This is a genomic window from Sphingobium mellinum, from assembly GCF_037860795.1.
Lineage (GTDB): Bacteria > Pseudomonadota > Alphaproteobacteria > Sphingomonadales > Sphingomonadaceae > Sphingobium > Sphingobium mellinum.
Genome location: NZ_JBANRK010000001.1, coordinates 1 through 23,148, shown reverse-complemented (window position 1 = coordinate 23,148; position 23,148 = coordinate 1). Strand labels below are relative to the sequence as shown.

21 protein-coding genes and 1 tRNA gene are annotated in these 23,148 nt (G+C 64.0%); 7 read left to right on the top strand and 15 right to left on the bottom strand.

What is annotated here, in order from left to right:
- Positions 1-7 precede the first annotated feature (7 nt).
- From AAC640_RS00110 to gyrA, 3 genes are all read right to left on the bottom strand, one after another.
- Complete coding sequence (locus AAC640_RS00110) at positions 8-652, bottom strand: phosphoribosylanthranilate isomerase (protein ID WP_340264049.1); 645 nt, start codon at positions 650-652, stop codon at positions 8-10.
- A 151-nt stretch (positions 653-803) separates the two neighbouring features.
- Positions 804-1,151, bottom strand: coding sequence for a DUF952 domain-containing protein (locus AAC640_RS00105; protein WP_340264048.1), 348 nt, complete (start codon positions 1,149-1,151; stop codon positions 804-806).
- Positions 1,148-3,847, bottom strand: coding sequence for a DNA gyrase subunit A (gene gyrA, locus AAC640_RS00100; RefSeq protein ID WP_340264047.1), 2,700 nt, complete (start codon positions 3,845-3,847; stop codon positions 1,148-1,150). Before gyrA ends, AAC640_RS00105 begins: the two co-directional genes overlap by 4 nt.
- A gap of 232 nt (positions 3,848-4,079) precedes the next feature.
- On the opposite strand from gyrA, the gene AAC640_RS00095 reads away from it, so the two are divergent.
- From AAC640_RS00095 to AAC640_RS00085, 3 genes are all read left to right on the top strand, one after another.
- Complete coding sequence (locus AAC640_RS00095) at positions 4,080-5,345, top strand: hypothetical protein (protein ID WP_422794935.1); 1,266 nt, start codon at positions 4,080-4,082, stop codon at positions 5,343-5,345.
- Between the two features lie 117 nt (positions 5,346-5,462).
- Positions 5,463-6,737, top strand: coding sequence for a tetratricopeptide repeat protein (locus AAC640_RS00090; RefSeq protein WP_340264045.1), 1,275 nt, complete (start codon positions 5,463-5,465; stop codon positions 6,735-6,737).
- A gap of 79 nt (positions 6,738-6,816) precedes the next feature.
- Positions 6,817-7,362 (top strand): hypothetical protein, encoded by a 546-nt coding sequence (locus tag AAC640_RS00085; RefSeq protein ID WP_340264044.1) that lies wholly within the window; start codon positions 6,817-6,819, stop codon positions 7,360-7,362.
- Between the two features lie 12 nt (positions 7,363-7,374).
- Here AAC640_RS00085 and AAC640_RS00080 read toward each other — a convergent pair whose 3' ends face one another.
- The 10 genes from AAC640_RS00080 to AAC640_RS00035 all read right to left on the bottom strand — a co-directional run bounded on the left by AAC640_RS00080 (position 7,375) and on the right by AAC640_RS00035 (position 15,914).
- A complete protein-coding gene (locus AAC640_RS00080; RefSeq protein WP_340264043.1) occupies positions 7,375-7,839 on the bottom strand; it encodes a MaoC family dehydratase in 465 nt (154 codons plus the stop codon).
- A 44-nt stretch (positions 7,840-7,883) separates the two neighbouring features.
- Entirely contained in the window at positions 7,884-8,231 is a 348-nt protein-coding gene (locus tag AAC640_RS00075; protein ID WP_340264042.1) for an alkaline phosphatase D family protein, read from the bottom strand.
- A 191-nt stretch (positions 8,232-8,422) separates the two neighbouring features.
- Positions 8,423-8,920 carry a DNA-deoxyinosine glycosylase gene (locus tag AAC640_RS00070; protein ID WP_340264041.1) on the bottom strand — a complete coding sequence of 166 codons (498 nt, stop codon included), beginning with the start codon at positions 8,918-8,920 and terminating at the stop codon, positions 8,423-8,425.
- Positions 8,921-8,981: 61 nt separating this feature from the next.
- Positions 8,982-10,082, bottom strand: a complete 1,101-nt coding sequence (gene ychF / locus AAC640_RS00065; protein ID WP_340264040.1) for a redox-regulated ATPase YchF — start codon at positions 10,080-10,082, stop codon at positions 8,982-8,984.
- A 70-nt stretch (positions 10,083-10,152) separates the two neighbouring features.
- The gene (locus AAC640_RS00060) at positions 10,153-10,827 is read right to left on the bottom strand and encodes a DUF2490 domain-containing protein (protein WP_340264039.1); all 675 of its coding nucleotides are present in this window, start codon (positions 10,825-10,827) and stop codon (positions 10,153-10,155) included.
- Positions 10,828-10,934: 107 nt separating this feature from the next.
- The gene (locus AAC640_RS00055; RefSeq protein ID WP_340264038.1) at positions 10,935-12,563 is read right to left on the bottom strand and encodes an alpha-D-glucose phosphate-specific phosphoglucomutase; all 1,629 of its coding nucleotides are present in this window, start codon (positions 12,561-12,563) and stop codon (positions 10,935-10,937) included.
- Positions 12,564-12,675: 112 nt separating this feature from the next.
- A complete protein-coding gene (gene pth, locus AAC640_RS00050) occupies positions 12,676-13,251 on the bottom strand; it encodes an aminoacyl-tRNA hydrolase (RefSeq protein ID WP_340264037.1) in 576 nt (191 codons plus the stop codon).
- Positions 13,252-13,390: 139 nt separating this feature from the next.
- Entirely contained in the window at positions 13,391-14,005 is a 615-nt protein-coding gene (locus AAC640_RS00045) for a 50S ribosomal protein L25/general stress protein Ctc (RefSeq protein ID WP_340264036.1), read from the bottom strand.
- Between the two features lie 113 nt (positions 14,006-14,118).
- Positions 14,119-15,003: a TraB/GumN family protein gene (locus tag AAC640_RS00040; RefSeq protein WP_340264035.1), complete on the bottom strand. Its 885-nt coding sequence runs from the start codon at positions 15,001-15,003 to the stop codon at positions 14,119-14,121.
- Complete coding sequence (locus AAC640_RS00035) at positions 15,000-15,914, bottom strand: TraB/GumN family protein (RefSeq protein WP_340264034.1); 915 nt, start codon at positions 15,912-15,914, stop codon at positions 15,000-15,002. Before AAC640_RS00035 ends, AAC640_RS00040 begins: the two co-directional genes overlap by 4 nt.
- Before the next feature lie 164 nt (positions 15,915-16,078).
- Between AAC640_RS00035 and AAC640_RS00030 the strand changes: the two genes are divergently transcribed.
- From AAC640_RS00030 to ppdK, 3 genes are all read left to right on the top strand, one after another.
- Positions 16,079-16,951: a glycine--tRNA ligase subunit alpha gene (locus AAC640_RS00030; protein WP_340264033.1), complete on the top strand. Its 873-nt coding sequence runs from the start codon at positions 16,079-16,081 to the stop codon at positions 16,949-16,951.
- The gene (glyS, locus tag AAC640_RS00025) at positions 16,951-19,008 is read left to right on the top strand and encodes a glycine--tRNA ligase subunit beta (RefSeq protein WP_340264846.1); all 2,058 of its coding nucleotides are present in this window, start codon (positions 16,951-16,953) and stop codon (positions 19,006-19,008) included. The genes AAC640_RS00030 and glyS overlap by 1 nt, the downstream gene beginning before the upstream one ends.
- 101 nt (positions 19,009-19,109) lie before the next feature.
- A complete protein-coding gene (ppdK, locus tag AAC640_RS00020) occupies positions 19,110-21,809 on the top strand; it encodes a pyruvate, phosphate dikinase (protein ID WP_340264032.1) in 2,700 nt (899 codons plus the stop codon).
- Between the two features lie 46 nt (positions 21,810-21,855).
- Here ppdK and AAC640_RS00015 read toward each other — a convergent pair whose 3' ends face one another.
- Positions 21,856-22,296, bottom strand: coding sequence for a hypothetical protein (locus AAC640_RS00015; RefSeq protein WP_340264031.1), 441 nt, complete (start codon positions 22,294-22,296; stop codon positions 21,856-21,858).
- A 139-nt stretch (positions 22,297-22,435) separates the two neighbouring features.
- Here AAC640_RS00015 and AAC640_RS00010 point away from each other — a divergent pair.
- Positions 22,436-22,512 (top strand) — tRNA-Arg (locus tag AAC640_RS00010).
- Positions 22,513-22,917: 405 nt separating this feature from the next.
- Here the strand turns inward: AAC640_RS00010 and AAC640_RS00005 are convergent.
- Positions 22,918-23,148 (bottom strand): IS3 family transposase (locus AAC640_RS00005; RefSeq protein WP_340264030.1); only part of this gene is annotated, 231 nt, incomplete at its 5' end.

Here is a 23,148-nt window from a genome sequence, read left to right as displayed (position 1 = left end):
ATCTGCGTCAACATCTCGACGCCGCATTACAGAAGGCCATGATCTTGTCCACACTCTTGATGCCCGGGGCGCTTTCCACGCCCGAGGACACGTCGACGAGGGGCGCGCCGGTGATCCGGATGGCTTCGGCGAGATTGTCGATACCAAGACCGCCTGACAGGCCCCAGGGCATGGATATGGGTGCGCCGCGCAGCAGCGTCCAGTCGAAGCGCAGGCCCATGCCGCCGGGAAGCGTCGCGCCGTCCGGCGTCTTGGCATCGAAGAGGAGCAGGTCAACGGCGCCGGCATAGGCTTGGGCGGCATCGATATCGGCGCGCGTCTTGACCGAGATGGCCTTCCAGACGGGGAGATTGAAGCGGTGGCCTATGGCGGCGGCGCGTTCAGGGCTTTCCTTGCCGTGAAGCTGGAGGGCGGTGACGCTGTCCGTCAAGGCAATTTCGGCGAGGATGTCGTCCGTTGGATCGACGAGGACGGCGACCCGTTCGACATGCGAAGGGACCGATGCAGTGAGGGCGCGCAGTTGGGCGGCTTCGACATGGCGGGGGCTTTTGGGGAAATGGACGAAGCCCAGATGGGTCGCGCCCGCGCGCAGGGCGGCACCGACAGTATCAGGCGTCGAGAGGCCGCAAATCTTGATGGCGAGTCGGGACATGGGGCGGCTTTAGCGGGTGCGGGGCGATCATAGAACCGTTCGTTTCGAATGAGGTCGGGCAGACCCGGGAGCCGGGGTCAAGCTTCCCGCAAGTGGCGATTCGAACGCAGGCAGTGACGTTCGGAGAAGGCCGGCCAGAAACGAACGAAAGCTAGAAACCAGCCGGAAACAGGTGTCTGCCCCGCTCGTCCAGCCGCAAAACCACTTTGCCCGCGACCGCGCTTAGAGGGAGGTCGCCATAGAGGTGAGGAAACAGCGCGCCGCCGCGTGACTCTTCCCATTTGAGCGTGTCGCCGAAGGGGGCGAGGTCGACCATGACCATCACCAGATTGTCCTGGGCCGCGAAATGCTTTGCCGCCGTCTCGGCGGCCTGTTCGCGGGTGGACAGGTGGATATAGCCGTCCGCGAGGTCGACGGGCGCGCCCTTGAACGTGCCGTCGGCCTTGAACTGGTCATACTGATCCTTCGTCAGGATCTTGTAGGCGAAGAGGTCGGTCACGCCTCGCCAGATTCCGGGGGCGCCGCCGCTTCCGCCGCGTCTTCAGCTTCATCGCTTTCCTCGATCTTCGCGGCGCTGACGACATGTTCGTCATCGGCCACGTTGAAGAGACGCACGCCCGCAGAGTTGCGGCCAATGACGCGCAGGGAGTCGAGGCCCATACGGATGAGCTTGGCCTGGTCGGTCACCAGCATCAGATGATCGCCATGACGCGCGGGGAAGCTGGCGACGACCGGGCCGTTGCGGCCGATATTGTCGATGTTGGTGATGCCCTGACCGCCGCGTCCGGTGCGGCGATAGTCATAGGCGGAGGACAGCTTGCCATAGCCATTGGCGCAGACGGTGAGGATGAACTGTTCCTTCGCCTGGAGGTCGGCGAAGCGTTCCTCGCTCATCTGCGGCGCGCCTTCCTTTTCCGGCTTCCACGGGGCGAAACGGAGATAGTCGTCGCGCTCCTCCTGATTGGCGCCGGAGCGGGTGAGGATGGAGAGGGAGATGACCTCGTCATCCTTCTTGAGCGTCATGCCGCGCACGCCGGTTGACGTGCGGCTCTGGAATTCGCGCACGTCGGTCGCCTGAAAGCGGATCGCCTTGCCCTGCCGGGTGGCGAGGAGGACGTCATCCTCCTCGGTCAGCAGCGCCACGCCGATCAAACGGTCTTCGCTGTCGTCGTCGAAGCGCATCGCGATCTTGCCGTTGCTGGGCACATTGGCGAAGGCGTCCATGCTGTTGCGCCGCACGGTGCCGTTCGCGGTCGCGAACATGACGTGCAGGTCCTTCCAGCTCTCCTCATCCTCGGGCAGCGGCAGCACGGTCTGGATCGTTTCGCCGGGTCCGAGCGGGAGCAGGTTGACCATCGGGCGGCCGCGCGTCGCCGGGCCGCCTTCGGGCAAGCGCCAGACCTTCATGCGATAGACCTTGCCCGCGGTCGAGAAGAACAGGACCGGCGTGTGCGTGGACGTCACGAACAATTCGGTGATCGCGTCCTCATCTTTGGTCGCCATGCCGGAGCGGCCCTTGCCGCCGCGCGCCTGGGCGCGGAAGCTCTCTAGCGGGGTGCGCTTGATATAGCCCTGCACCGTGACGGTGACGACCATCTCCTCGCGCTCGATCAGGTCTTCATCGTCGATGCCGTCGGCGGCGGCGGTGATTTCCGAGAGGCGGGGGGTGGCAAAGTCGCGTTCGATCGCCTCGAACTCCTCGCGCATGACCGCGTAGAGCTTCTGACGGTCGCCGAGGATGGCGAGATATTCGGCGATGGCGGTGGCGAGTTCGGCAAGCTCATTCCCGATCTCGTCGCGGCCCAGCGCGGTCAGACGGTGCAGGCGCAGGTCGAGGATGGCGCGAACCTGGGTGTCGCTGAGCCGATAGCTGTGGCCGCTGGCCTCAGTTTCGATTGCTTCCACGAGGCGCAGATAAGGCGCGATCTCCGCGACGGGCCAGTCGCGGGCGAGCAGCGTTTCGCGCGCTTCCGCCGGGCTGGCGGAGCCACGGATGATGCGCACGACTTCGTCGAGGTTCGTGACCGCGATGACGAGGCCCAGCAAGATATGCGCGCGGTCGCGGGCCTTGTTGAGTTCATATTTGGTGCGGCGGGTAATGACCTCTTCGCGGAACTTGACGAAGGCCTCGATAATGTCGCGGATATTGAGCAGTTCGGGCCGCCCGCCGCGAATGGCGAGCATGTTGGCCGGGAAACTCGACTGGGCGGGCGTGTTGCGCCAGAGCTGGTTGAGGACGACTTCGGGCGTGGCGTCGCGCTTGAGATCCATGACGATCCGCACGCCTTCGCGGTTCGATTCGTCGCGGATGTCGCTGATCCCTTCGATCCGCTTGTCCTTGGCCGCTTCGGCGATCTTTTCGACAAGGCCGTTCTTGCCGACCTGATAGGGGATGGCGGTCAGCACGATCGACTGGCGGTCGCCGCGCCCTTCCTCGATCTTGTAACGCGAGCGCATCATGATCGAGCCGCGCCCGGTGTGATAGGCGCTCCGCGCGCCCGACTGGCCGAGAATGAGCGGCGCCGTCGGGAAATCGGGCCCGGGGACGATCTGGATGATGTCGTCCACGCTGATCGCCGGATTGTCGATATAGGCGAGGCAGGCGCGGATCACTTCGCCAAGGTTGTGCGGCGGGATGTTGGTCGCCATGCCGACCGCAATGCCGCCAGCGCCATTGACCAGCAGGTTCGGAAAGCGCGCGGGCAGAACCTGCGGCTCGCTTTCCGAGGCGTCATAGTTGGGCTGGAAGTCGACAGTGTCCTTGTCGAGATCATCGAGCAGGGCATTGGCCACTTTGGCGAGGCGCGCTTCGGTATAGCGCATCGCTGCAGGCGGATCGGGGTCCATGGAACCGAAATTCCCCTGCCCGTCGATCAGCGGGACGCGCATCGACCAGTCCTGCGTCATCCGCGCCAATGCGTCATAGATCGCGCTGTCACCATGCGGGTGATATTTACCGATCACGTCACCGACGATGCGCGCCGACTTGCGATAGGGCTTGTTGTAGGTGAATCCCGATTCATGAGCCGAAAACAGAATGCGGCGATGCACAGGCTTAAGGCCGTCGCGCACGTCAGGGAGGGCGCGGGCGACGATGACCGACATGGCATAGTCGAGATAGCTCGCCTTCATCTCCTCCACGATGGAGATGGGGCTGATGTCCGAAGGGTCGGCGAGGGCAGTCTCGTCGGTCAAAGCGATTCTCTTTTTGGATGGAACTGTTTCGTTGCTGATGCACTAGCCGAGCGAAACAAATCTGTCACCCCTCGCGCGCGCACGCGCTCGCGACAAATCAAGCTGCAAGAAGGGGCTGACAGGCGCGAAACTGCTGCATATACGCTGTTCAAACATCATTCACGCGCCACCCCCTAATTGGCGCTCAACCAAGGTCGCCTGTCCCCCCGGGCGCGCAGAGGAGAAGATGATCATGCGTTTTGTTACCCCCGTGGCGCTTGCGATGGCGCTGGCGCTGACCGGCGGCGCCATTTCGGCTCCCGCGATGGCGAAAGACAAGCAGGCGAGCGCCCCGAAACTGAATGTCTCTCCCGAAGTGATCAAGGCGCTGCAGGCGGCGCAGGCGGCCACGCAGAAGAAGGACTTCGCCGCCGCCAAGGCGGCATTGGCTGAGGCGGATGGCAAGGCCAAGTCGAACGACGACAAATATCAGATCGGCGCGGTCAAGCTCAACGCGTCCATTGCGTCGAACGACAACGCATTGCAGGGCGAAGCCTTGACGCAAATGCTGGACAGCGGGTTGACCCCCCCGAGCCAGGCGGGGCAGTTCAACGCGGCTGCCGCCGAACAGGCCTATCAGTCCAAGAATTACGACCTCGCCATACGTCGGGCGCAGGCCGGGTTGCAGGCGGGGTTCAAGCCCGACGCCCTGAACGTCATCCTAGCTCAGGCTTATTTCGGCAAGGCGGGGTCGGGCAACGGTTCGGCGGAACCCGCGCGTAGCCTGAACCAGCAGGGTCTTGCGGCGCTGAAGGCCGCGATCGATGCCAGCAAGGCGGCGGGGGTACAGGTTCCGCCGTCATGGTATCAGATCGGCGTCAGCCGCGCGGTGGCTTCGCGCCTGCCCGAAATGACGCAATGGGCGACATCTGCCTATCAGGCACAGCCCAGCGGCGAAAATCTGCGCACGCTGATCCGGCTGTTCCAGCAGGCCAATCCGAACATCTCAAACCGCGAAAACCTGGACGTGCTGCGCCTGATGGCTGTTTCGGGCGGTCTGGTCGTCGCGGGTGACTTCCTGGAATATGGAGAGATGGCGTCCAAGACCGGAATCTATGGGGAAGTCAAATCGGCAATCGAGCAAGGGCGCGCCAAGGGCGTGTTGAGCGGCTCGGCTGGCGCTGAACTTTATCAGTCGGCCACGCCCAAGATCGCGGGCGACAAGGCTTCGCTGCCATCGGCCGAGGCGGACGCCCGGAAGGGTGCCAACGGCAAGATCGCGGCGGCGACGGGGGATGCCTATCTTGGCTATGGCGATTACGCGAAGGCGTCGTCGATGTTCGAGCTGGCCAAGCAGAAGGGTGGCGTCGATGCTGATGAGGTGAATACCCGCCTGGGCATTGCAAAGGCGCTGGCTGGCGACGTCGCGTCGGCCAAGGCCGCGTTCCAGTCAGTACAGGCCGGCAATCGCAAGAAGATCGCCGACCTGTGGCTGGCATATCTGTCCACGAAGGCCTGACGAAAAAGAGGCGCGCGGACGGGTAACCCGCGCGCCTTTCTGGCGTTTCATGACGGCAACAAGGGGTCGGCGCTATCGCGCGTCGGCATGACAATCGGAAAAAAGGGGACGGCTGGCATGGCCAGGCTGCGATATTCGACGCTGACATTCGGACTGTTGGCGATGACCGGGGCTATCGTGGCGGTTTCGCCCGTGTCGGCCAAGAAGCCGGTTTCCAACAGCCCAGTGATTGAGATGTCGCCCACATTCCGGGAGGCCGCGCAGGCCGCGGACAACGCCATCAAGGCAGGCGACGTGGCGACGGCTCAGGCGCAGATCAGCGGCCTGATGCCGGCCACGGATTTCGAAGCCTATACCGCCGCCGGGCTGCGGTTCGAGCTGGCAGTCCTGAAGCGCGACTTTCAGGCCCAGCGCGTGGCGTTGACTGACCTGTTCAAGACCGCGTCGGTGCCCAAAAAGGACGCACCACGTTTGCGTTATGTCGCCGGTTACCTGTCCTATGTCGTTGGCAATAATGACGATGCGCTGGCGCAGCTCGATTACGCCAAAACGCTGGGCTATGACGGTATCGACGCGACCATGTTGCGAGCCGATATAGCGTTGCGCAAGAACAAGGCGCGGGATGCGCGACCCTATGTGCAGGAAGCAATCGCGCGCCAGCGGGCATCGGGTCAGCCTGTGCCTGCTGCGTGGTATGATCGGGCGATCTCGCTTGCCTATGCGTCGGGAGATTGGGCCGAGGTGGGGACGCTCTATCGCGAGCGGCTGAGCCATTATGATTCGGCGGGTGAATGGCGGTCGGCGCTTGCCAATTACCTGACGGCCCCCGGCATGGATGCCCAAGTCCAGCTCGACCTGTATCGGCTTCAGGCGGCCAATGGCGCGATGGCGAGTGAGCGCGACTATCAGGCCTATGCGCTTTTGGCTGAGAAGGCCGGCAATTATGCCGAGGCGAAGTCCATCATCGAAGCCGGGCGATCGGCGGGCAAGCTGACCCAGACTCAGGCCACTACGGCGGCGCTCATGAAGAGCGTGACGCCCAAGGCGGCCAAGCAGATCGCTGGCCTGCCGGCCGCGGGCAAGAAGGCGGCCGGAGCGAAGGACGGAGCCGCGGCGCTCGCCGTGGCGGACGATTATTTTTCGCTGAGCCAGTTCCCGCAGGCCGTGGAATATTACCGGTTGGCGCTGAGCAAGGGGGGCATCGACCAGGGCAAGGCGAACGCCCGGCTCGGGATCGCGCTCGCACGGTCGGGGGATCTGGCCGGTGCCAAGGCAGCGCTGGCGCAGGCGAGCGGCAATTGGGCGAATGTGGCAGGCTTCTGGAGCATATGGGTGGATCAGCAGGGCCGCAAGACGGCGTTGCAGCCGATGGGCGTGACGCCGGTGAGCTAAAGGAGCAGGGCCGCTTTCGCCAGCGGCGCGGATCGGGCAAGCTGGCGATCTGAGCAGGGTGATGCCGGGGAGAATGAGGATGCGTTGGATCGCCTGCCTGCTGGCCATGAGCCTGGTGCCGGTTCCGGCCCGGGCGGTCACGAATGCTGTCGACGCCTGTCGGCAAGCGCCGCCCCCGCCCGAGCCGTGGACAAGCTGGAGCCAAAAGGGGCGCGCGGCCGCGGGTGGAGAAGCGGCCACGGCGCCGCGCCTCATCCTGGGCAAGCCGGTGGTCGCAACACTGCGTCCGCAGGCGCAGGTCCAGTATCCGGTCAAACCGCCGCAGCGCGAGCGGAGCGCGCAGGGCGGACTGTTCACTCTGGCGCTCAAGGACCCGGCGCGGGTAGGCATCGCGCTGTCGGGTCCGGCCTGGGTCGACATCTTCACCGGCAGCACAATCGCCAGCGCGGTGGATCATGGCCACGGTCCCGACTGTTCGGGCATCGCCAAGATCGTGTGGTTCGACCTGCCGCCAGGGCTGCATCTGGTGGCGCTGTCGGGCGCGTCGCAGCGGGACATCCGTGTCATGGCGGCCGATGCCCGCGCCAACAGGCCCGTGCCGCCGACGCCGGGCGCGGGCTTGTGACGGAGGACAGGATCAGGCGGGGCGCGTGCGGACCATCGTGATCGGCAGCATCGTCATGACGATTTCGTCCAACTGATTGCGCAGCGTCACGCGTGACTTCACGATGCCCATTTCGGGTCGGCTACGCGACGCTTTTTTCTCGATGACCTCCGACGTGCCGCCCAGCGTGTCGCCGGCTCGCACCGGCCTTAGCCAGCGCAATTCGTCAATGCCGATCGCCCCGAGGCTGGCTTCCTGCGCGCCGGGGACCTTCCGCAGTTCGGCAAGGAACATCTTCATGAACAGAGCGGTGACCTGCCAGCCGCTCGCCGCGAGGCTGCCGAAATGGGTGGCGGCGGCGGCTTCATCGGACAGGTGGAAGGGCTGGGGATCATATTCGCGCGCGAATGCGATAAGCGAATCGCGCTCCAGCGTAAGCGGGCCGAAGCGCAGGATGTCGCCGATCTTCATATCCTCGAAATAATATGGCGTGGTCATGCACGGTCGCTCTTTGCCAATGGATCGCCACAGGTAGCCACAGTTTACGTTAACGTCAAATTGATCTCGCCCCGCGCCATCGTCGCCGTGGCCCGGCGGGCGATCGCGCCGCCGGGTGTGGAGACCTGTTCCATCACCATGAAGTGCGTCGCCCAGGCTTCGGGCGTGACATCGCACAGGAGATAGCCGCGCTGGTCGTTCATGAAACGGAGCTGAGAATTGTTTCGGAGCATCACGTCACTGCCGCGACGCAGATCAGACCCATCGCCACCCGATGAGATCGAGGTGGAGACGAACTCCGCCGCGACGGGGCGGTCGCCATTGTCGAGAACGCCGGCGAAATTCTGATGGTCGTCACCGGTCAGGACCACGACATTGTCGAGACCCTTCATGCGACCGAGAAGCCGGCGACGCTGCACGGCATAGGCGGCGCGCGCAGGATCGCGGCTGTGCCGAGCGCCGGAGCGGCAAGAGCAGTGGAGAGAATCTGTCGGCGGGTGAACATCACGAAGCCTTTCCTTGGGCCAGCCAAGACCAGATAGCTTCCCAATATGTCAGGCGGATGCAAGCCGCTGCGCAGCGGTCAGTCGATCCACTGCCGCAGCGCGCGCCAGGCCTGCGCCTTTTTCTCGCGCGAAAGCATGGCATAGGCGCCGCTGGACGAGGGGAGGTCGAGCAGCGCAAGGTTGGTGTGCACGCCGATCTGGCGCCGCCCGTGCAGCGCGGCGGTCTTGCCGTTGAAGGCGACCGTTTCCAGCCTGGGGAGGCGCGCGACGAAGGCGGCGAGATCCCGCAGTTCGGCGCCACGGATGGCGCTGTCGAGGCTGCCCTGCCGGTCGGCGCTTTCGATGACGTCCCAAAGGCCAACGCCCCGCCCGCGCAGCCGCTTCAGGCGCAGCGCATAAGGCTTGGCGCGCAGGTCTTCGTCGAGGACGTCGCCCATCAGCGTCCAGAAGGCGTTGCCGCGATGGGCATAATATTCGCCCTGCCGGATCGATGCGTCGCCGGGCAGGCTGCCAAGGATGAGCAGCCGGGTCGATTCATCGACGCTGGGAGGGAAGGCGAGTTTGCGTTGCGACATTTGCTTCCGTCACGCGGGGTGCTTCGACAGGCTCCGCACGAACGGGGTCGGAAGATATTGGTCAGACATTGAAGCGGAACAGCATGATGTCGCCATCCTGCGTCACATAATCCTTGCCTTCCGAACGCCACTTGCCGGCTTCCTTGGCGCCTGCTTCGCCATTGAACTGGACATAGTCGGCATAGGCCATGGTTTCCGCGCGGATGAAGCCCTTTTCGAAGTCGGAATGGATCGCGCCGGCTGCCTGCGGGGCCTTCGATCCCCTGGTCACGGTCCAGGCGCGGGCTTCCTTCGGCCCGACGGTGAAGAAGGTGATGAGGCCGAGCAGTTCGTAGCCGGCGCGGATGATGCGGGCGAGGCCGGCTTCGTGAAGACCGAGCGCTTCGAGATATTCGGCGCGCTCCTCAACCGGCATTGTGACGAGCTCCGCCTCGATCGCGGCGGAGACGATGACCGCCTTTGCGCCCTCTGCCGCAGCCTTTTCGAACACGCGGGCGGAGTGGGCGTTGCCTTCGGCAGCGGCGGCTTCCTCGACATTGCAGACATAGAGGACGGGCTTGGCCGTCAGCAGTTGCGCCTGGCGGAAGATGCGATCTTCTTCCACGTCCTTGGGCGCGGTGAGGCGCGCGGGCTTGCCGTCGCGCAGCAGGTCGAGCGCCTGGCCGAGCACGGATGCGGCGGCCTTCGCCTCCTTGTCGCCCTGCGCGGCCTTCTTGGCGAAGGCGGGAACGCGCTTTTCCAGGCTTTCAAGGTCGGCGAGCATCAGTTCGGTCTCGACCGTCTCGGCGTCCGCGATGGGATCGACCTTGCCTTCGACATGGGTGATGTCGTCATCCTCGAAGCAGCGCAGCACGTGGACGATGGCGTCCACCTCGCGGATGTTGGCGAGGAACTGGTTGCCCAGGCCCTCGCCCTTGGACGCGCCGCGCACGAGCCCCGCAATGTCGACGAAGGACAGTTGGGTTTCGATGATCTTGGCCGATCCGCCGATCTTCGCAATGGTCTGGAGCCGATCGTCGGGGACGGCGACGCGGCCTTCATTGGGCTCAATCGTGCAGAAGGGATAGTTGGCCGCCTGTGCCGCCTGTGTTTCCGTCAGCGCGTTGAACAGGGTGGACTTGCCCACATTGGGGAGCCCGACGATACCGCAACGAAAACCCATGCTTCTGCCTTCACGTCAATAGGAATTGGCGCGCCGATAGCCTGTTCCGTGAGCGAAGGCCAGAGCGTGGTCAGCGGCGGAAGAAGAGGCTGAGCGAGGCGACATGGTTGACGCGGCTGTTGCCGCCGCGTTGGTCCGCCAGCTGGTTGAGATAGCCGATTTCCATCGTCGACTTGCCCATCAGCGCGATCTCTGCCCCGACGAAGCTGCGGAGCTGGTCGAAGCCGGCCCTTGCGCCCCAGTTGGTGCTGTTGAGCGCGGCGAAGCCTTCGAGAGAGACGAGAGCGTTGATGGCCTGGCTGTCCGCCTTCAGCGGCCTTTCATAGCGCAGCATCTCGCGCAGCCGCCATCCCAGGTCGCCGCCGTTCGATCGCCAACGCTGTTCGAGCCGGGTGCGCGATGAGAGTTCGCCGCCCCAGGGATTGCCTATGGTCCAGCTGATTTGCTGGAAGCCGCGTTCCTCATCGGCGTCGCCTACGGTGATGTGCGCATAGCCCTGATAGACCGAGACTTTGGGGGAGAGTTTCCACCCGATCGCACCGCGCAGGATGGTCTGGTCCACCTGACTGATGCCATTGCCCAGGCGGGGCTGGATCTCGGCGAAATAGATGAGGTCGCCGCTCATCCGACCCATCGCCGTCAGGTTGAGCCAAAGCTGCTCATCCTGCGTCGTGCCGGCTCGGGCGGGCAGGGCGGGCGCGAGCAGGCAGGCGCAAGGGATCAACAAGCCAGGCAGGCGAGGCATCATCATCATCTCCAGAAGCGCGCCCCGCATGGTTTGGGCGCGCCCCCGGCTTACGCCGCTCCGGTTGCCGGCTTATGTCTGGCGCGTAAGGCTTTTTGGCTGAGCGGTCAGGTGATGACGCTGGGGCGGTCCATGCCCGTGAAGCCATGGATGTCCGCTACCTCCTGCGCGGCCGCGACCAGCGGCGCCAGTGCCTTGCCGCTTTCCTGCTGGAGGTCGCCGCCGGTATCGACATAGCGTTCGATATAGACGCGCAGCGTCGCGCCTTCCGTGCCGGTGCCGGACAGGCGGAAGATGATGCGCGATCCGTCCTCGTACAGGATGCGAACCCCCTGGTTGCGGCTGACCGACTGGTCGGTCGGGTCGGTATAGGCGAAGTCATCGGCTGTGCCGATCGTGCCCCCGCTGTTCTGCGTGCCGGGAAGGCCGGGCAGCTTTTCGCGCAGGGCTGCCATAAGGGCATCGGCCTTATCCTTGGCGATCGCCTCATAATCGTGACGTGCATAATAGTTACGGCCATAGGTCGACCAATGATCGGCCATGACCTGCACCACGCTCTGGCGGCGGACCGCAAGGATGTTGAGCCAAAGCAGCACGGCCCAGATGCCGTCCTTTTCGCGAACATGGTCCGACCCGGTGCCCGCGCTTTCCTCGCCGCAGATGGTGGCCATGCCCGCGTCGAGAAGATTGCCGAAGAATTTCCAGCCCGTCGGCGTTTCGTAAAGGGGAATGCCGAGCCTGGCCGCCACCCGATCGGCCGCGCCGCTCGTCGGCATGGAGCGGGCGATGCCCTTCAGGCCCCGCGCATAGCCCGGCGCCAGATGCGCGTTGGCGGCAAGGACTGCGAGCGAATCCGAGGGGGTGACGTAACAATGCCGGCCAATGATGAGATTACGGTCGCCATCGCCGTCCGATGCTGCCCCGAAATCGGGCGCGTCCGGCGCCATCATGCGGTCATATAGCTCTTTGGCATGAACGAGATTGGGATCGGGATGATGATGGCCGAAGTCGGGGAGCGGCGTGCCGTTGCGGACGGTGCCGCCGGGCGCGCCCAGGCGGCGCTCGAAAATCTCGATCGCATATGGACCTGTCACGGCGCTCATCGAATCGAAGGAGAGGGTGAAGCCATCCGCGATCATCCGGGCGATGGCGGGGAAATCGAACAGGCGTTCCATGAGGTCTACATAGTTCGCGACCGGGTCGATCACTTCAACCGTCATGCCTCCAAGCTGGCTGGTGCCGGGCGCGTCAATGTCCACGTCTGCCGCTTCAAGGATGCGGTAGCTGTCGATCGTGAGCGTGCGAGCATGAATGGCGTCCGTCACCTTTTCCGGCGCGGGGCCGCCATTGCCGACATTATATTTGATGCCGAAATCCTCGTCAGGCCCGCCCGGATTATGGCTGGCCGACAGGACCAGTCCCCCGAAGGCGCCGCTTGAGCGGATGAGATGGGATGCGGCGGGGGTGGACAGGATGCCGCCCTGTCCCACTAGAACACGGCCGAAGCCATTGGCCGCGGCGATCTTCAGCAGGATCTGGATGACCTCGCGATTGAAGTAGCGGCCGTCGCCGCCGACCACCAGCGTCTGCCCCTCATAGCCTTGCAGGCCGTCGAACACGGATTGCACGAAGTTCGCGGCATAATGCGGCTGCTGGAACACACGCACCTTCTTGCGAAGACCGGATGTCCCCGGCTTCTGGTCGTCGAAGGGCTTGGTCGCGACGGTCTGTATCACCCGGATCCCCTTGGAAAAGTGGAAGTCAGTCGCTCTTTATGGCCTGCGATTGCGACATTGGGCAATGTGCTTGGGTCACTTTGCCGCGTCTGGGGGGCGGTCAGGCGTGGGATCAGCGGTCGGCGGCCAGGCGCAGCGCTACCTCATTCATGAAGCGGGCATCGTCGCCCCTGGCGAGCCATTCCGCCTCCGCGCCGATGGCGCCCAGCATGTCGGCAAGCGGATCGGTCTCGCTCTTGTGGTAATTGCCGAGCACATAGCCATGGACCCGCTCCTTATGCCCGGGATGGCCGATGCCGATTCGCACGCGGCGAAAATCCGGCCCGATATGCGCGTCGGTGGACCGCAGGCCGTTGTGCCCGGCATTGCCGCCGCCGCGCTTCACCTTCACCTTCATGGGTGCGAGGTCCAGTTCGTCATGAAAGACGGTCACGTCCTGCGGCGTCAGCTTGTAAAAGCGCATCGCATCGCCGAGCGAACGACCGCTTTCGTTCATGAAGGTGGCAGGTTTCAGCAGAATGATCTTTTCCGGGCCGATGCGGCCTTCCTGCACCCATCCCTGGAACTGCTTCCTGGGCGGAGAGAAGCGATGCATGTCGGCGATGACGTCGACCGCCATGAAGCCGACATTGTGCCGGTGCATGGCATATTGGGTGCCAGGATTGCCCAGGCCGGCCCAGATCTGCATCCCTTATCTCCAAACAAGCAAACCCCCGTTCGCCTGAGCCTGTCGAAGGGCTCCACTTCCCTTCCATCGGAAGAGCAGGGCTTCGACAAGCTCAGCCCGAACGGGGGTGAGCAAACCGCAAGAACGGCTGGCGTTGGGCTTATGCGCCTTCCGCCGGGGTCTCGTTATCGCCTTCGGCGCTCTTCAGGGCCGAGGGCGCAACGATCGTCGCGACGGTGAAGTCGGCGTCCGCCTGGGCGGCCTTGGCGCCCTTGGGCAGCTTGAGCGCACCGATGTGGATCGATTCACCGACTTCCAGGCCGGTCAGGTCGACGACGACATCGTCCGGAATTTCCGCGGCGTCGACGATCAGTTCGATCTCGTGCGCGACGATGTTCAGCACGCCGCCCTTCTTGAGACCGGGCGATGCGTCTTCATTTTCGAAACGCACCGGCACGTTGACGTGGACGGTGGCATGTTCCGAAACGCGCAGGAAGTCGGCGTGCAGCGGACGATCGGAGACGGGGTGGAATGCCACGTCCTTGGCGAGCGTGCGGACTTTCTTGCCGCCGACTTCGACCATGATGACCGAATTGAAGAAGTGGCCGGTGCCGAGCTGCTTGTTGAGGAGCTTTTCCTCGACATGGATCGACAGGGGTTCTTCGTTCATTCCATAGATGACGGCGGGTACGCGGCCCTCACGGCGGAGGGCGCGGGAGGCTCCCTTGCCTGCCCGATCGCGTGCCTCGGCCGACAGCGTAAGCTGCTCGCTCATTGCGTGTCTCCAAAAGCAGATTGTTTCATTTTCCCGCAACGCCTCCAGGGATGACCATCACGGGAACGCGGCCCTGTAGCAGAAATATGGGAGAAGGCAAGGGTTGGCGCGGACTATTGCACCCGCGTGACCCTGTAGCCGTTGGCGCCTAGCAGTTCGATGAGGTTGTCGTGGCCGGTGAGGTGGGCGGCGCCGACAGCGATGAAGGGGTGGCCGCGCAATCCGTCCATCGCCTTTGCCCAATCGCGATTGCGAGCGACGAGCACGGCTTGTTCGACCCGCGGATCGGGCGCCCCTCCCGCCTGATCTTCGCGGGCGATGGCGGCAAGATCGCCCCTCAGCCACGCCATGAGAATCCGATCGTACAGCACGGGCAGCTGCTTTGCTTCCTTGACAGTCTGAACCAGAAGCCGCTGCTGGGCGGCTGGCGGGAGCGTGTCAAAGGCGCTGAACTGGCGCGCGACCGTTTCAAGTCCGCCGACCGGCTTGCCGGCTTGGGCGAAACTTTCGATGAGCGCCGGCTCGACGCCATCGGCCGGACTGAGGTGCAGCGATTGCTGGGCGGCGGCCGACAGCAGCATGGCGGCGGCCCAGTCTTCATAGGCGGAGAGTACCCGGACGCGAGGCGCGTCGGCGATCTGTTGCAGGGCGGGACGTTCGGCAGAGGGCAGGCGCGCCTCGATCGGCGGGAGGCCGGGGGTGCGTCCCATCTTCTCGAACAGCGCCATGGTGCGTGCCTGATCCTGGATCTCAGAGGATTCCAGCACCAGGCGGTCGGCTTGGCCGATCGCCTGACGGATCTTCTCTGTGCGCCATGCCACATGGCCGGGGAGCACATGGATGGTGCCGAACAGCCACCCGTCAAGGCCCTGCCGCTGAACCCGCCAGAGGGCTGGTCCTCCGCCCGGCGGCGGCGCAGGCGGAGCCTTGCCGCAGGACGCCGTCAGGAGCAGCGCGCACAGGCCCAGCCGTCGCAGGAGGCGGCCGAGCGCTTTCATTCGGTGACGCGCGTGGAAGCCACTCCCAGCGTCTTCAGCTGATCCTGCACACTGCCTTTGCCGGCGAGGTGGCCGGCGCCAACGGCGATAAAGACCGTGCCGGGGCTGGCCAGCCGCTGCTTGATCCACTTTGCCCAATTGGCGTTGCGCTGGATCAGCAGCACCTGAGCCAGTTCCGGCGTGGCTTCAAGGGACTCATTCATTTCCGCCGCCAGCTTGTCAGGATTGCCTTGCTGCCAGTTGACGATCAGCTGGGCGAATTCCTTTTCCATGTCGGGCAGCCCCTCAACGGTCGCGTTGAGGAAGCTCACCTGCTGCGCCATCGGCAGGCCCGCGAAATAGCCGATCTGCTGCTGCACCGTCTCTAGCGCATCGACCCGCTTGCCGGCGGCTTTCGCGGCCGCTGCAAGCGTCTTTTCCGCGCCGAGGTCAGCCTTGTACCCCAGCTTTTCCAGCGGCTGCACGGATAGCGCCATGCCAGCCATCCAGGGATTGAATGGCTCGAACATCTGCCAGGGCAGGCCGTTGGCCGCCATCGCATCCTGATAGGGCGCCCGCTTTGCGGGGACTAGACGATCCGACAGCTTTATCCCGTCCTGCGCCAGCGCGGCGCCGGCCAGAGAGGCGGACATCGCCTGTGGATCGTCAGGCTCGACAATTTCCAGCACCAGCTCGTCCGAACTGTCGAAGGCGCGCTTCACGCCATCCTTGAACCAGATGGTGCCGGGCTTGAGCACATGGACGGTGCCAAAGAGATAGATGGTCGTGTCATCATCCTGCACGCGCCACAGGGCTGGGGTCACAAAGCTGGCGCGGGCGGAAGGGTCGCGCGCCTGGGCGGGACGATCCTGCGCGCAACCGGCCAGCAGCAACAAGCCGGCAGCGAGCAGGCGGGATAGGGGCCATTTCATGTCGGATGTCGATCCACTTCTTCGCTCAAGTGCTATCCATGCGGTGCGCGAGACGACAGGGCAAGGGGAGTTTCACCCCTGCGCCCGACCTCTTTTCCTTGACCCTTTCGCCCGGCTGCGCCAAGGCGCGCCGCAAAGAAACCGTCACATCCAAGGGACCTTCCGTGGCCACAGGCACAGTGCTTTCCTTTCAGGACCTGATCCTGACCCTGCACGCCTATTGGGGAAAACAGGGCTGCGTCATCCTGCAACCGTATGACATGGAAGTCGGCGCGGGCACGTTTCACCCCGCCACCACCCTGCGCAGCCTTGGCCCTGACGCCTGGAACGCCGCCTATGTGCAGCCCAGCCGCCGGCCCACGGATGGCCGCTATGGCGAGAATCCCAACCGGCTCCAGCATTATTACCAGTATCAGGTCATCATGAAGCCGAGCCCGGCAAACCTGCAGGAGCTGTATCTCGGGTCGCTGGCGGAGATCGGCATCGATCCGCTGGTCCACGACATCCGTTTTGTGGAGGACGACTGGGAAAGCCCGACGCTGGGCGCGTGGGGTCTTGGCTGGGAAGTGTGGTGCGACGGGATGGAAGTCACGCAGTTCACCTATTTCCAGCAGATGGGCGGCTTTGACTGCAAGCCGGTCGCGGGCGAGTTGACCTACGGGCTTGAACGCCTCGCCATGTATATTCAGGGCGTCGACAGCGTCTATGACCTGAAGTTCAACGATGCGGGCGTCACCTATGGCGACGTGTTCCTCGCCAATGAGCAGCAGATGTCGAAATGGAATTTCGAGATCGCCGACACCGAAAAGCTGTTCCGCTGGTTCAAGGACGCCGAGGCCGAGTGCAAGGCGTCGCTGGAGGCTGGCGTTCCGCTTGCCGCCTATGATCAGGCGATCAAGGCGAGCCACGTGTTCAACCTGCTGCAGGCGCGCGGCGTCATTTCGGTGCAGGAACGCGCCAGCTATATCAGCCGCGTGCGTGACCTCGCCAAGGGTGCCTGCGAAAAGTGGATGGAAGTGAACGGGTGGGCCGCGTGATGACCGATTTCCTGCTCGAACTGCGCTGCGAGGAAATCCCGGCGCGTATGCAGCTCAAGGCATCGGAAGACCTTGCCCGCCTCTTCACGGAAGAACTGGCAAAGGCAGGCCTGAACCCGCAAAGCATCGACAGCTTCGTCACGCCGCGCCGGCTGGCCCTGGTCGCCCGCAATCTGCCGCCGGAAACCGCCGCCGTCAGCGAGGAGTTCAAGGGCCCGCGCACATCGGCGCCCGCGCAAGCGCTCGAAGGCTTTCTCCGCAAGACCGGCCTGACCCAGGACCAGATCGAAGACCGCGACGGAGTCTGGTTCGCCACCGTCAACAAGCCCGGGCGCGCCACCGCAGAAGTCCTCGCCGATGCGGTTCCCGCCGTCGTGCGCGCCTTCCCGTGGCCCAAATCCATGCGTTGGGGCGCCGCTTCCCAGACGACCGAGAGCCTGCGCTGGGTGCGCCCGCTGCAAGGCATCGTCGCGATCCTCGGCGAAGACCTGGTCGATATCGAGATTGAAGGCATCCGCAGCGGCTACGCCACGCTCGGCCATCGCTTCCATCATCCCGGCGAGATCACCATCGGCGGCGCGCACGACTATGTCGAAAAGCTGCGCGCCTGTCATGTGATCGTCAGCCACCAGGAACGCCAGGCGATTATCGAAGCGAAGGCGAATGAAGCTGCTGCCGCGCACGGCTATACGGTGATCGAGGACAAGGGCCTCATCGCGGAGAATGCGGGCCTGACCGAATGGCCAGTGCCGCTGCTCGGTGATTTCGACCCGGCCTTTCTTGAAGTGCCATCTGAGGTTATCCAGCTAACTCTACGTATCAACCAGAAATATTTTGTTCTGCGCGACGCATCGGGGAAGCTTGCCCCGGCCTTCATCTGCACCGCCAATATCGAGGCGAAGCATGGCGGCGCGGCGATCATCGCGGGTAACCGGAAGGTCCTCGCCGCGCGCCTGTCGGACGCGCGCTTCTTCTGGGAGCAGGATCGCAAGGCGACGCTTGAGGACCACGCGAAGAAGCTGGAGCGGATCACCTTCCACGAGAAGCTGGGCACGGTGGCCGACAAGGTCGAGCGCGTTGCCAAGCTTGCTCGCTGGCTGGTGGAAGAAGGCATCGTGAAGGGCGCGGACGCCGACCAGGCCGAACAGGCGGCGCGGCTAGCCAAGGCCGACCTTGTTACGGAGATGGTGGGAGAGTTCCCAGAACTTCAGGGGGTCATGGGCGGCTATTATGCCCACGCCGAAGGTCTGCCCGATACTGTCGCCGACGCCATCCGCGATCATTACAAGCCGGTCGGGCAGGGGGATGAGGTGCCGACTGCCGCCGTGACGATGGCGGTGTCGCTGGCGGATAAGCTGGATACGATTGCAAAATTCTTCCAACACGACATGAAACCCAGCGGTTCGAAAGATCCGTTCGCATTGCGCCGAGCGGCCCTCGGGGTCATCGCAACTGTTCTTCAGAATGATGTTAGGCTGCCCCTTGCTGAGGTCACGGCCGTTGCGTCGGCGGAAGCACTGCAGGCCACCGGCCTGTTTCCGGCCAATGATGCGATCGACTTCTTCGCCGACCGCCTCAAGGTCCAGCAGAAGGAAGCGGGCGTCCGCCACGACCTGATCGACGCAGTGTTCGCGCTCGGGGGCGAGGATGACCTTGTCCGCCTGCTCGCGCGCGTGACGGCGCTTCAGTCCTTCATCGCCACCGACGACGGCGTCAACCTGCTTGCCGGTTACAAGCGCGCGGCCAACATCCTGAAGAAGGAAGGGGTTGAGACTGCCGAGACGGTGGAACTGACCTACGCGCCCGAACCGGCGGAGGCCGAACTGATCGGCGCGCTCGATACCGCCGAACCGCGCGCCGCGGCGGCAGTCGCGGCGGAGGATTTCGAAGGCGCGATGGCCGCGCTGGCAAGCCTGCGGGCGCCGATTGACGCTTTCTTCGACAAGGTCACGGTCAACGATGCCGATCCGGTCAAGCGAGCAGCCCGATTGGCGCTGCTTGCGCGGGTGCGGGCTGCGGTGCATGCCGTGGCGGATTTTTCGAAGATAGGCGGCTGAGCGCGGGAAGATATCGCGAAAGCAGGTGCGTCCGTCGCCTGCTGGTTGTTTGAAGATTGTTGCAACGCACAATGAGCGGCTGCATTATAGGAGCCGTAAATATGTTGACGATGGAAGAGACCAGGATGAGCACCACGGCTACTCGTTATGTCTATCGTTTTGGCGGCGGCGTGGATGACGGCGGCAAGGGGGACAAGAATCTTCTTGGCGGCAAGGGGGCCAATCTGGACGGAATGGCCGCGATCGGCCTGCCGGTGCCACCGGGCTTCACCATCACGACCGAGATGTGTACCCGCTATTATCAGGACGGGGGCCTGTTCCCCGATAGCCTCAGGGCGGAAGTTGCAAGCGGCATCGCCCACATTGAGGGCGTCACGGGCAAGAAGTTCGGCGATGCGTCCGACCCGCTGCTGGTGTCCGTTAGGTCCGGCGCGCGGATTTCGATGCCGGGCATGATGGACACGGTGCTGAACCTTGGCCTTAATGACGAGACGGTGCTTGGCTTGGCCACCGCCAGCGGTGACGAGCGTTTTGCCTGGGACAGCTATCGCCGCTTTATCCAGATGTATTCGGATGTGGTGCTGGAACTCGACCATGGCGCGTTCGAGGAAGCACTGGAAATCGCGAAGGAAGATCAGGGCTACACGCTCGATACCGAGATGACCGCCGACGATTGGAAGGCACTCGTCAGCGAATATAAGGCTCTTGTCTCAAAGCTTTGGAATAAGCCATTCCCGCAGGATGTGAACGACCAGTTGTGGGGCGCGATCAGTGCCGTGTTCGGATCCTGGCAAGCCGATCGCGCGAAGGTTTATCGTCGCCTGAACTCGATCCCGCATGACTGGGGCACCGCCGTCAACGTGCAGGCGATGGTGTTTGGCAATATGGGCGATACTTCGGCGACGGGCGTTGCCTTCACGCGCGATCCGGCGACCGGCGAAAATGCCTATTATGGCGAATATCTGATCAACGCGCAGGGCGAAGATGTCGTCGCCGGCATCCGCACGCCGCAATATCTGACCAAGGCCGCGCGCGAGCGGGCGGGGGCCAAGCCGCTGTCGATGGAAGAAGCGATGCCGGAGACCTATGCCGAGCTGGCGCGGGTGTTCCAGATCCTGGAAACTCATTATCGCGATATGCAGGACATCGAGTTCACGGTGCAGCAAGGCAAGCTCTGGATGCTCCAGACGCGATCGGGCAAGCGCACCGCCAAGGCCGCGCTCAAGATCGCGGTCGACATGGCTACCGAGGGCCTGATCAGTGAGCAAGAGGCGGTCGCCCGCGTCGATCCGGCCGCGCTCGACCAGCTGCTCCATCCGACGCTCGACCCCAAGGCGCCCCGCGATGTGTTGACCAAGGGCCTGCCCGCCTCGCCGGGCGCGGCTTCGGGTGCGATCGTGTTCGACGCGGACACCGCCGAGCGTCGCAACGAGCTGGGTGATTCGGTGATCCTCGTTCGTGTCGAGACCAGCCCCGAGGATATTCATGGCATGCATGCGGCCAAGGGCATCCTGACCGCGCGGGGCGGCATGACCAGCCACGCCGCCGTGGTGGCGCGCGGCATGGGTCGTCCCTGCGTGTCGGGCGCGGGCAGCCTGTCGATCGACAATGCCGCAAGGACGCTGCGTATCGATGGCCGGACGCTCAAGGAAGGCGACATCCTGACCATCGACGGTTCGACGGGCGAGGTGATGGCCGGCGAAGTGCCGACCGTGCAGCCCGAACTGGCCGGCGACTTCGGCGTGCTGATGGCCTGGGCCGACAAGGTTCGCCGCCTCAAGGTTCGCGCCAATGCGGAAACTCCGCTGGACTGCCAGACCGCCCGCGATTTCGGCGCGGAAGGCGTCGGCCTGTGCCGCACCGAGCATATGTTCTTCGACGCCGCGCGCATCACCGCCGTGCGCGAGATGATCCTGGCCGACAGCGAGAAGGGCCGGCGCGCCGCGCTTGAGAAGCTTCTGCCTGAACAACGCGACGATTTCGCGCAGATATTCATGGTGATGGCTGGCCTGCCTGTCACCATCCGCCTGCTCGACCCGCCGCTGCACGAATTCCTGCCCCATGGCGAGGCGGAGTTCGAGGAGGTGGCCAAGGCCGCGGGCGTGGGCGTCGACGCGCTCAAGCGCCGCGCCGCCGAACTGCACGAATTCAACCCCATGCTCGGTCATCGCGGTTGCCGCCTTGGCGTCACCTATCCCGAAATCTACGAGATGCAGGCCCGCGCGATTTTCGAGGCGGCGCTGATCGTCAAGCAGCGTTCGGGAGATGCGCCCATTCCGGAAATCATGATCCCGCTCGTCGCGACGAGGAAGGAACTGGAGTTGATGAAGGCGATCGTTGACACGGTCGCCAGCGAGGTGTTCGCCGAACAGGGCGCCAGCGTCGAATATCTGGTCGGCACGATGATCGAACTGCCGCGCGCCGCGCTCAAGGCGGGCGAGATCGCGGAAGTCGGCGAATTCTTCTCCTTCGGCACCAATGACCTGACCCAGACGACGATCGGCATCAGCCGCGATGATGCCGGCCGCTTCCTGACGCAATATGTCGACAAGGGCATCTTCGCCCGCGATCCGTTCGTGAGCATCGACGTGGAAGGCGTGGGCCAGTTGATCGAGATGGCGGCTGAGCGCGGCCGCGCTACCCGGCCCGGCATCAAGCTCGGCATCTGCGGCGAGCATGGCGGCGATCCGGCCTCCATCGCCTTCTGCGAGGTGATCGGGCTCGATTATGTGTCGGCTTCGCCCTATCGCGTGCCGATCGCCCGTCTCGCCGCCGCCCAGGCAGCGCTCGCGAAAAAGTAGGACAGGGAAGGGCGGGGCCAACTCCGCCCTTTTTCGGTGCTATCGGTCAGCCGCCCCGATAGCGACGCTCATGCTCGCGGACCTTTCCGCTGTCGAGCAGCCGTGCCTGCAGCGGCCATTCCTCGCGCGCGATGGTTCCGGGCTGTCGTCCCAGCCGCCGTTCGAGCGCGCCCTGTTGCTCCTCGTTCAGGGCTGCGATCTGGCCGTAGCGGGCATAGCCAGCCTCGTTCAGCGCAGCTTCGTCCCGTTCCGAAATCGTACTGATCCGGGTGAGGTCGTTGCGCGCGCCAGCGACGTCCGCCTCCCGCGAAGGGAGGGCGGCGGCGGGCATGCGCGCGTCGCGCTCCCTGACGGCCTGGCGGTGGGCGATCTGTTCCTCACGCCACAGCCGTTCGTACTTGCCCCGGCCGCTGATCATGAGACCGATCAGGAAGCCCCCGCCCAGGGCGATCAGAAGCAGGAGAAATTCATTCGGAGTCAAAGCCATCGGTGCATCCTTTCCGTCCCGGCAAAACGAAAGGAGGACGGCAAGGTTGCCTGGGAGCGGCGGGGGAGGCGCGTGACCAAAAAAGGAAAAAAAAGGGCTTGCCCAATCACTCACCCCCCTCTATCTGCCGCTCCACAACGCGCCCGTAGCTCAGCTGGATAGAGCATCAGACTACGAATCTGAGGGTCGGACGTTCGAATCGTTCCGGGCGCGCCATTATTTCAATGGCTTACGGCTGAAAGCCGGACTTTAGGGTCCGGCTTTTTTTGTTCAGCAATCGCATAGCAATCACGAGGTGGTTCAGCGTGCAGCATCTTACCGAACGCTATATCCACATCTCCTGCGCCGTGCCGGCGTGAGGCTTCGAAGCGCTGCATGCGATGGCCCGAAGCAGTGGGGAAGAGGCGCGAGTTGGCCCTCGTTGAATTCCAGGCGATGCGTAGTGCGTTGCCGGACACGCATCGTGATTTCGAAAAGCGCCCCGGATATTGTGTGATTACACCTCCGGCGAATTTCAGCCTTGGCTCCGACTACGCCCACATGCTGGCATTCATAATGGATATGCGGGCGCCTCTCTTCGGGTGTGGACTTGTAATGATTTTGTGCCGGTCACCTATTTCATTATGCCACTTTGGCGTCGAACGCGAGCGGGCTGATTCCGCCCAGATATGAACGTCTGCGGCGGGTGTTGTAGAAGCCGTTGACGTACTGGACGATGGCAGCCCCTGCTTGTCGCCGGGTTGGCCAGCTCTTCCGCCAGATCGTTTCCGCCTTTAGAGGCTGTCTCGAAACGGCGGCGTAATGACGGTGGACGATCGAGCTCCGGTATGATTCCAGAGGGTTGCGACACCT

Excerpts from the sequence above, each read along its gene's own strand:
- AAC640_RS00110 (WP_340264049.1), bottom strand. The coding sequence starts at position 652 with ATGTCCCGACTCGCCATCAAGATTTGCGGCCTCTCGACGCCTGATACT.
- AAC640_RS00095 (WP_422794935.1), top strand. The coding sequence starts at position 4,080 with ATGCGTTTTGTTACCCCCGTGGCGCTTGCGATGGCGCTGGCGCTGACC.
- AAC640_RS00090 (WP_340264045.1), top strand. The coding sequence starts at position 5,463 with ATGGCCAGGCTGCGATATTCGACGCTGACATTCGGACTGTTGGCGATG.
- AAC640_RS00085 (WP_340264044.1), top strand. The coding sequence starts at position 6,817 with ATGCGTTGGATCGCCTGCCTGCTGGCCATGAGCCTGGTGCCGGTTCCG.
- AAC640_RS00080 (WP_340264043.1), bottom strand. The coding sequence starts at position 7,839 with ATGACCACGCCATATTATTTCGAGGATATGAAGATCGGCGACATCCTG.
- AAC640_RS00075 (WP_340264042.1), bottom strand. The coding sequence starts at position 8,231 with ATGAAGGGTCTCGACAATGTCGTGGTCCTGACCGGTGACGACCATCAG.
- AAC640_RS00070 (WP_340264041.1), bottom strand. The coding sequence starts at position 8,920 with ATGTCGCAACGCAAACTCGCCTTCCCTCCCAGCGTCGATGAATCGACC.
- ychF (WP_340264040.1), bottom strand. The coding sequence starts at position 10,082 with ATGGGTTTTCGTTGCGGTATCGTCGGGCTCCCCAATGTGGGCAAGTCC.
- AAC640_RS00060 (WP_340264039.1), bottom strand. The coding sequence starts at position 10,827 with ATGCCTCGCCTGCCTGGCTTGTTGATCCCTTGCGCCTGCCTGCTCGCG.
- pth (WP_340264037.1), bottom strand. The coding sequence starts at position 13,251 with ATGCAGATCTGGGCCGGCCTGGGCAATCCTGGCACCCAATATGCCATG.
- AAC640_RS00045 (WP_340264036.1), bottom strand. The coding sequence starts at position 14,005 with ATGAGCGAGCAGCTTACGCTGTCGGCCGAGGCACGCGATCGGGCAGGC.
- AAC640_RS00040 (WP_340264035.1), bottom strand. The coding sequence starts at position 15,003 with ATGAAAGCGCTCGGCCGCCTCCTGCGACGGCTGGGCCTGTGCGCGCTG.
- AAC640_RS00035 (WP_340264034.1), bottom strand. The coding sequence starts at position 15,914 with ATGAAATGGCCCCTATCCCGCCTGCTCGCTGCCGGCTTGTTGCTGCTG.
- glyS (WP_340264846.1), top strand. The coding sequence starts at position 16,951 with ATGACCGATTTCCTGCTCGAACTGCGCTGCGAGGAAATCCCGGCGCGT.
- ppdK (WP_340264032.1), top strand. The coding sequence starts at position 19,110 with ATGTTGACGATGGAAGAGACCAGGATGAGCACCACGGCTACTCGTTAT.
- AAC640_RS00015 (WP_340264031.1), bottom strand. The coding sequence starts at position 22,296 with ATGGCTTTGACTCCGAATGAATTTCTCCTGCTTCTGATCGCCCTGGGC.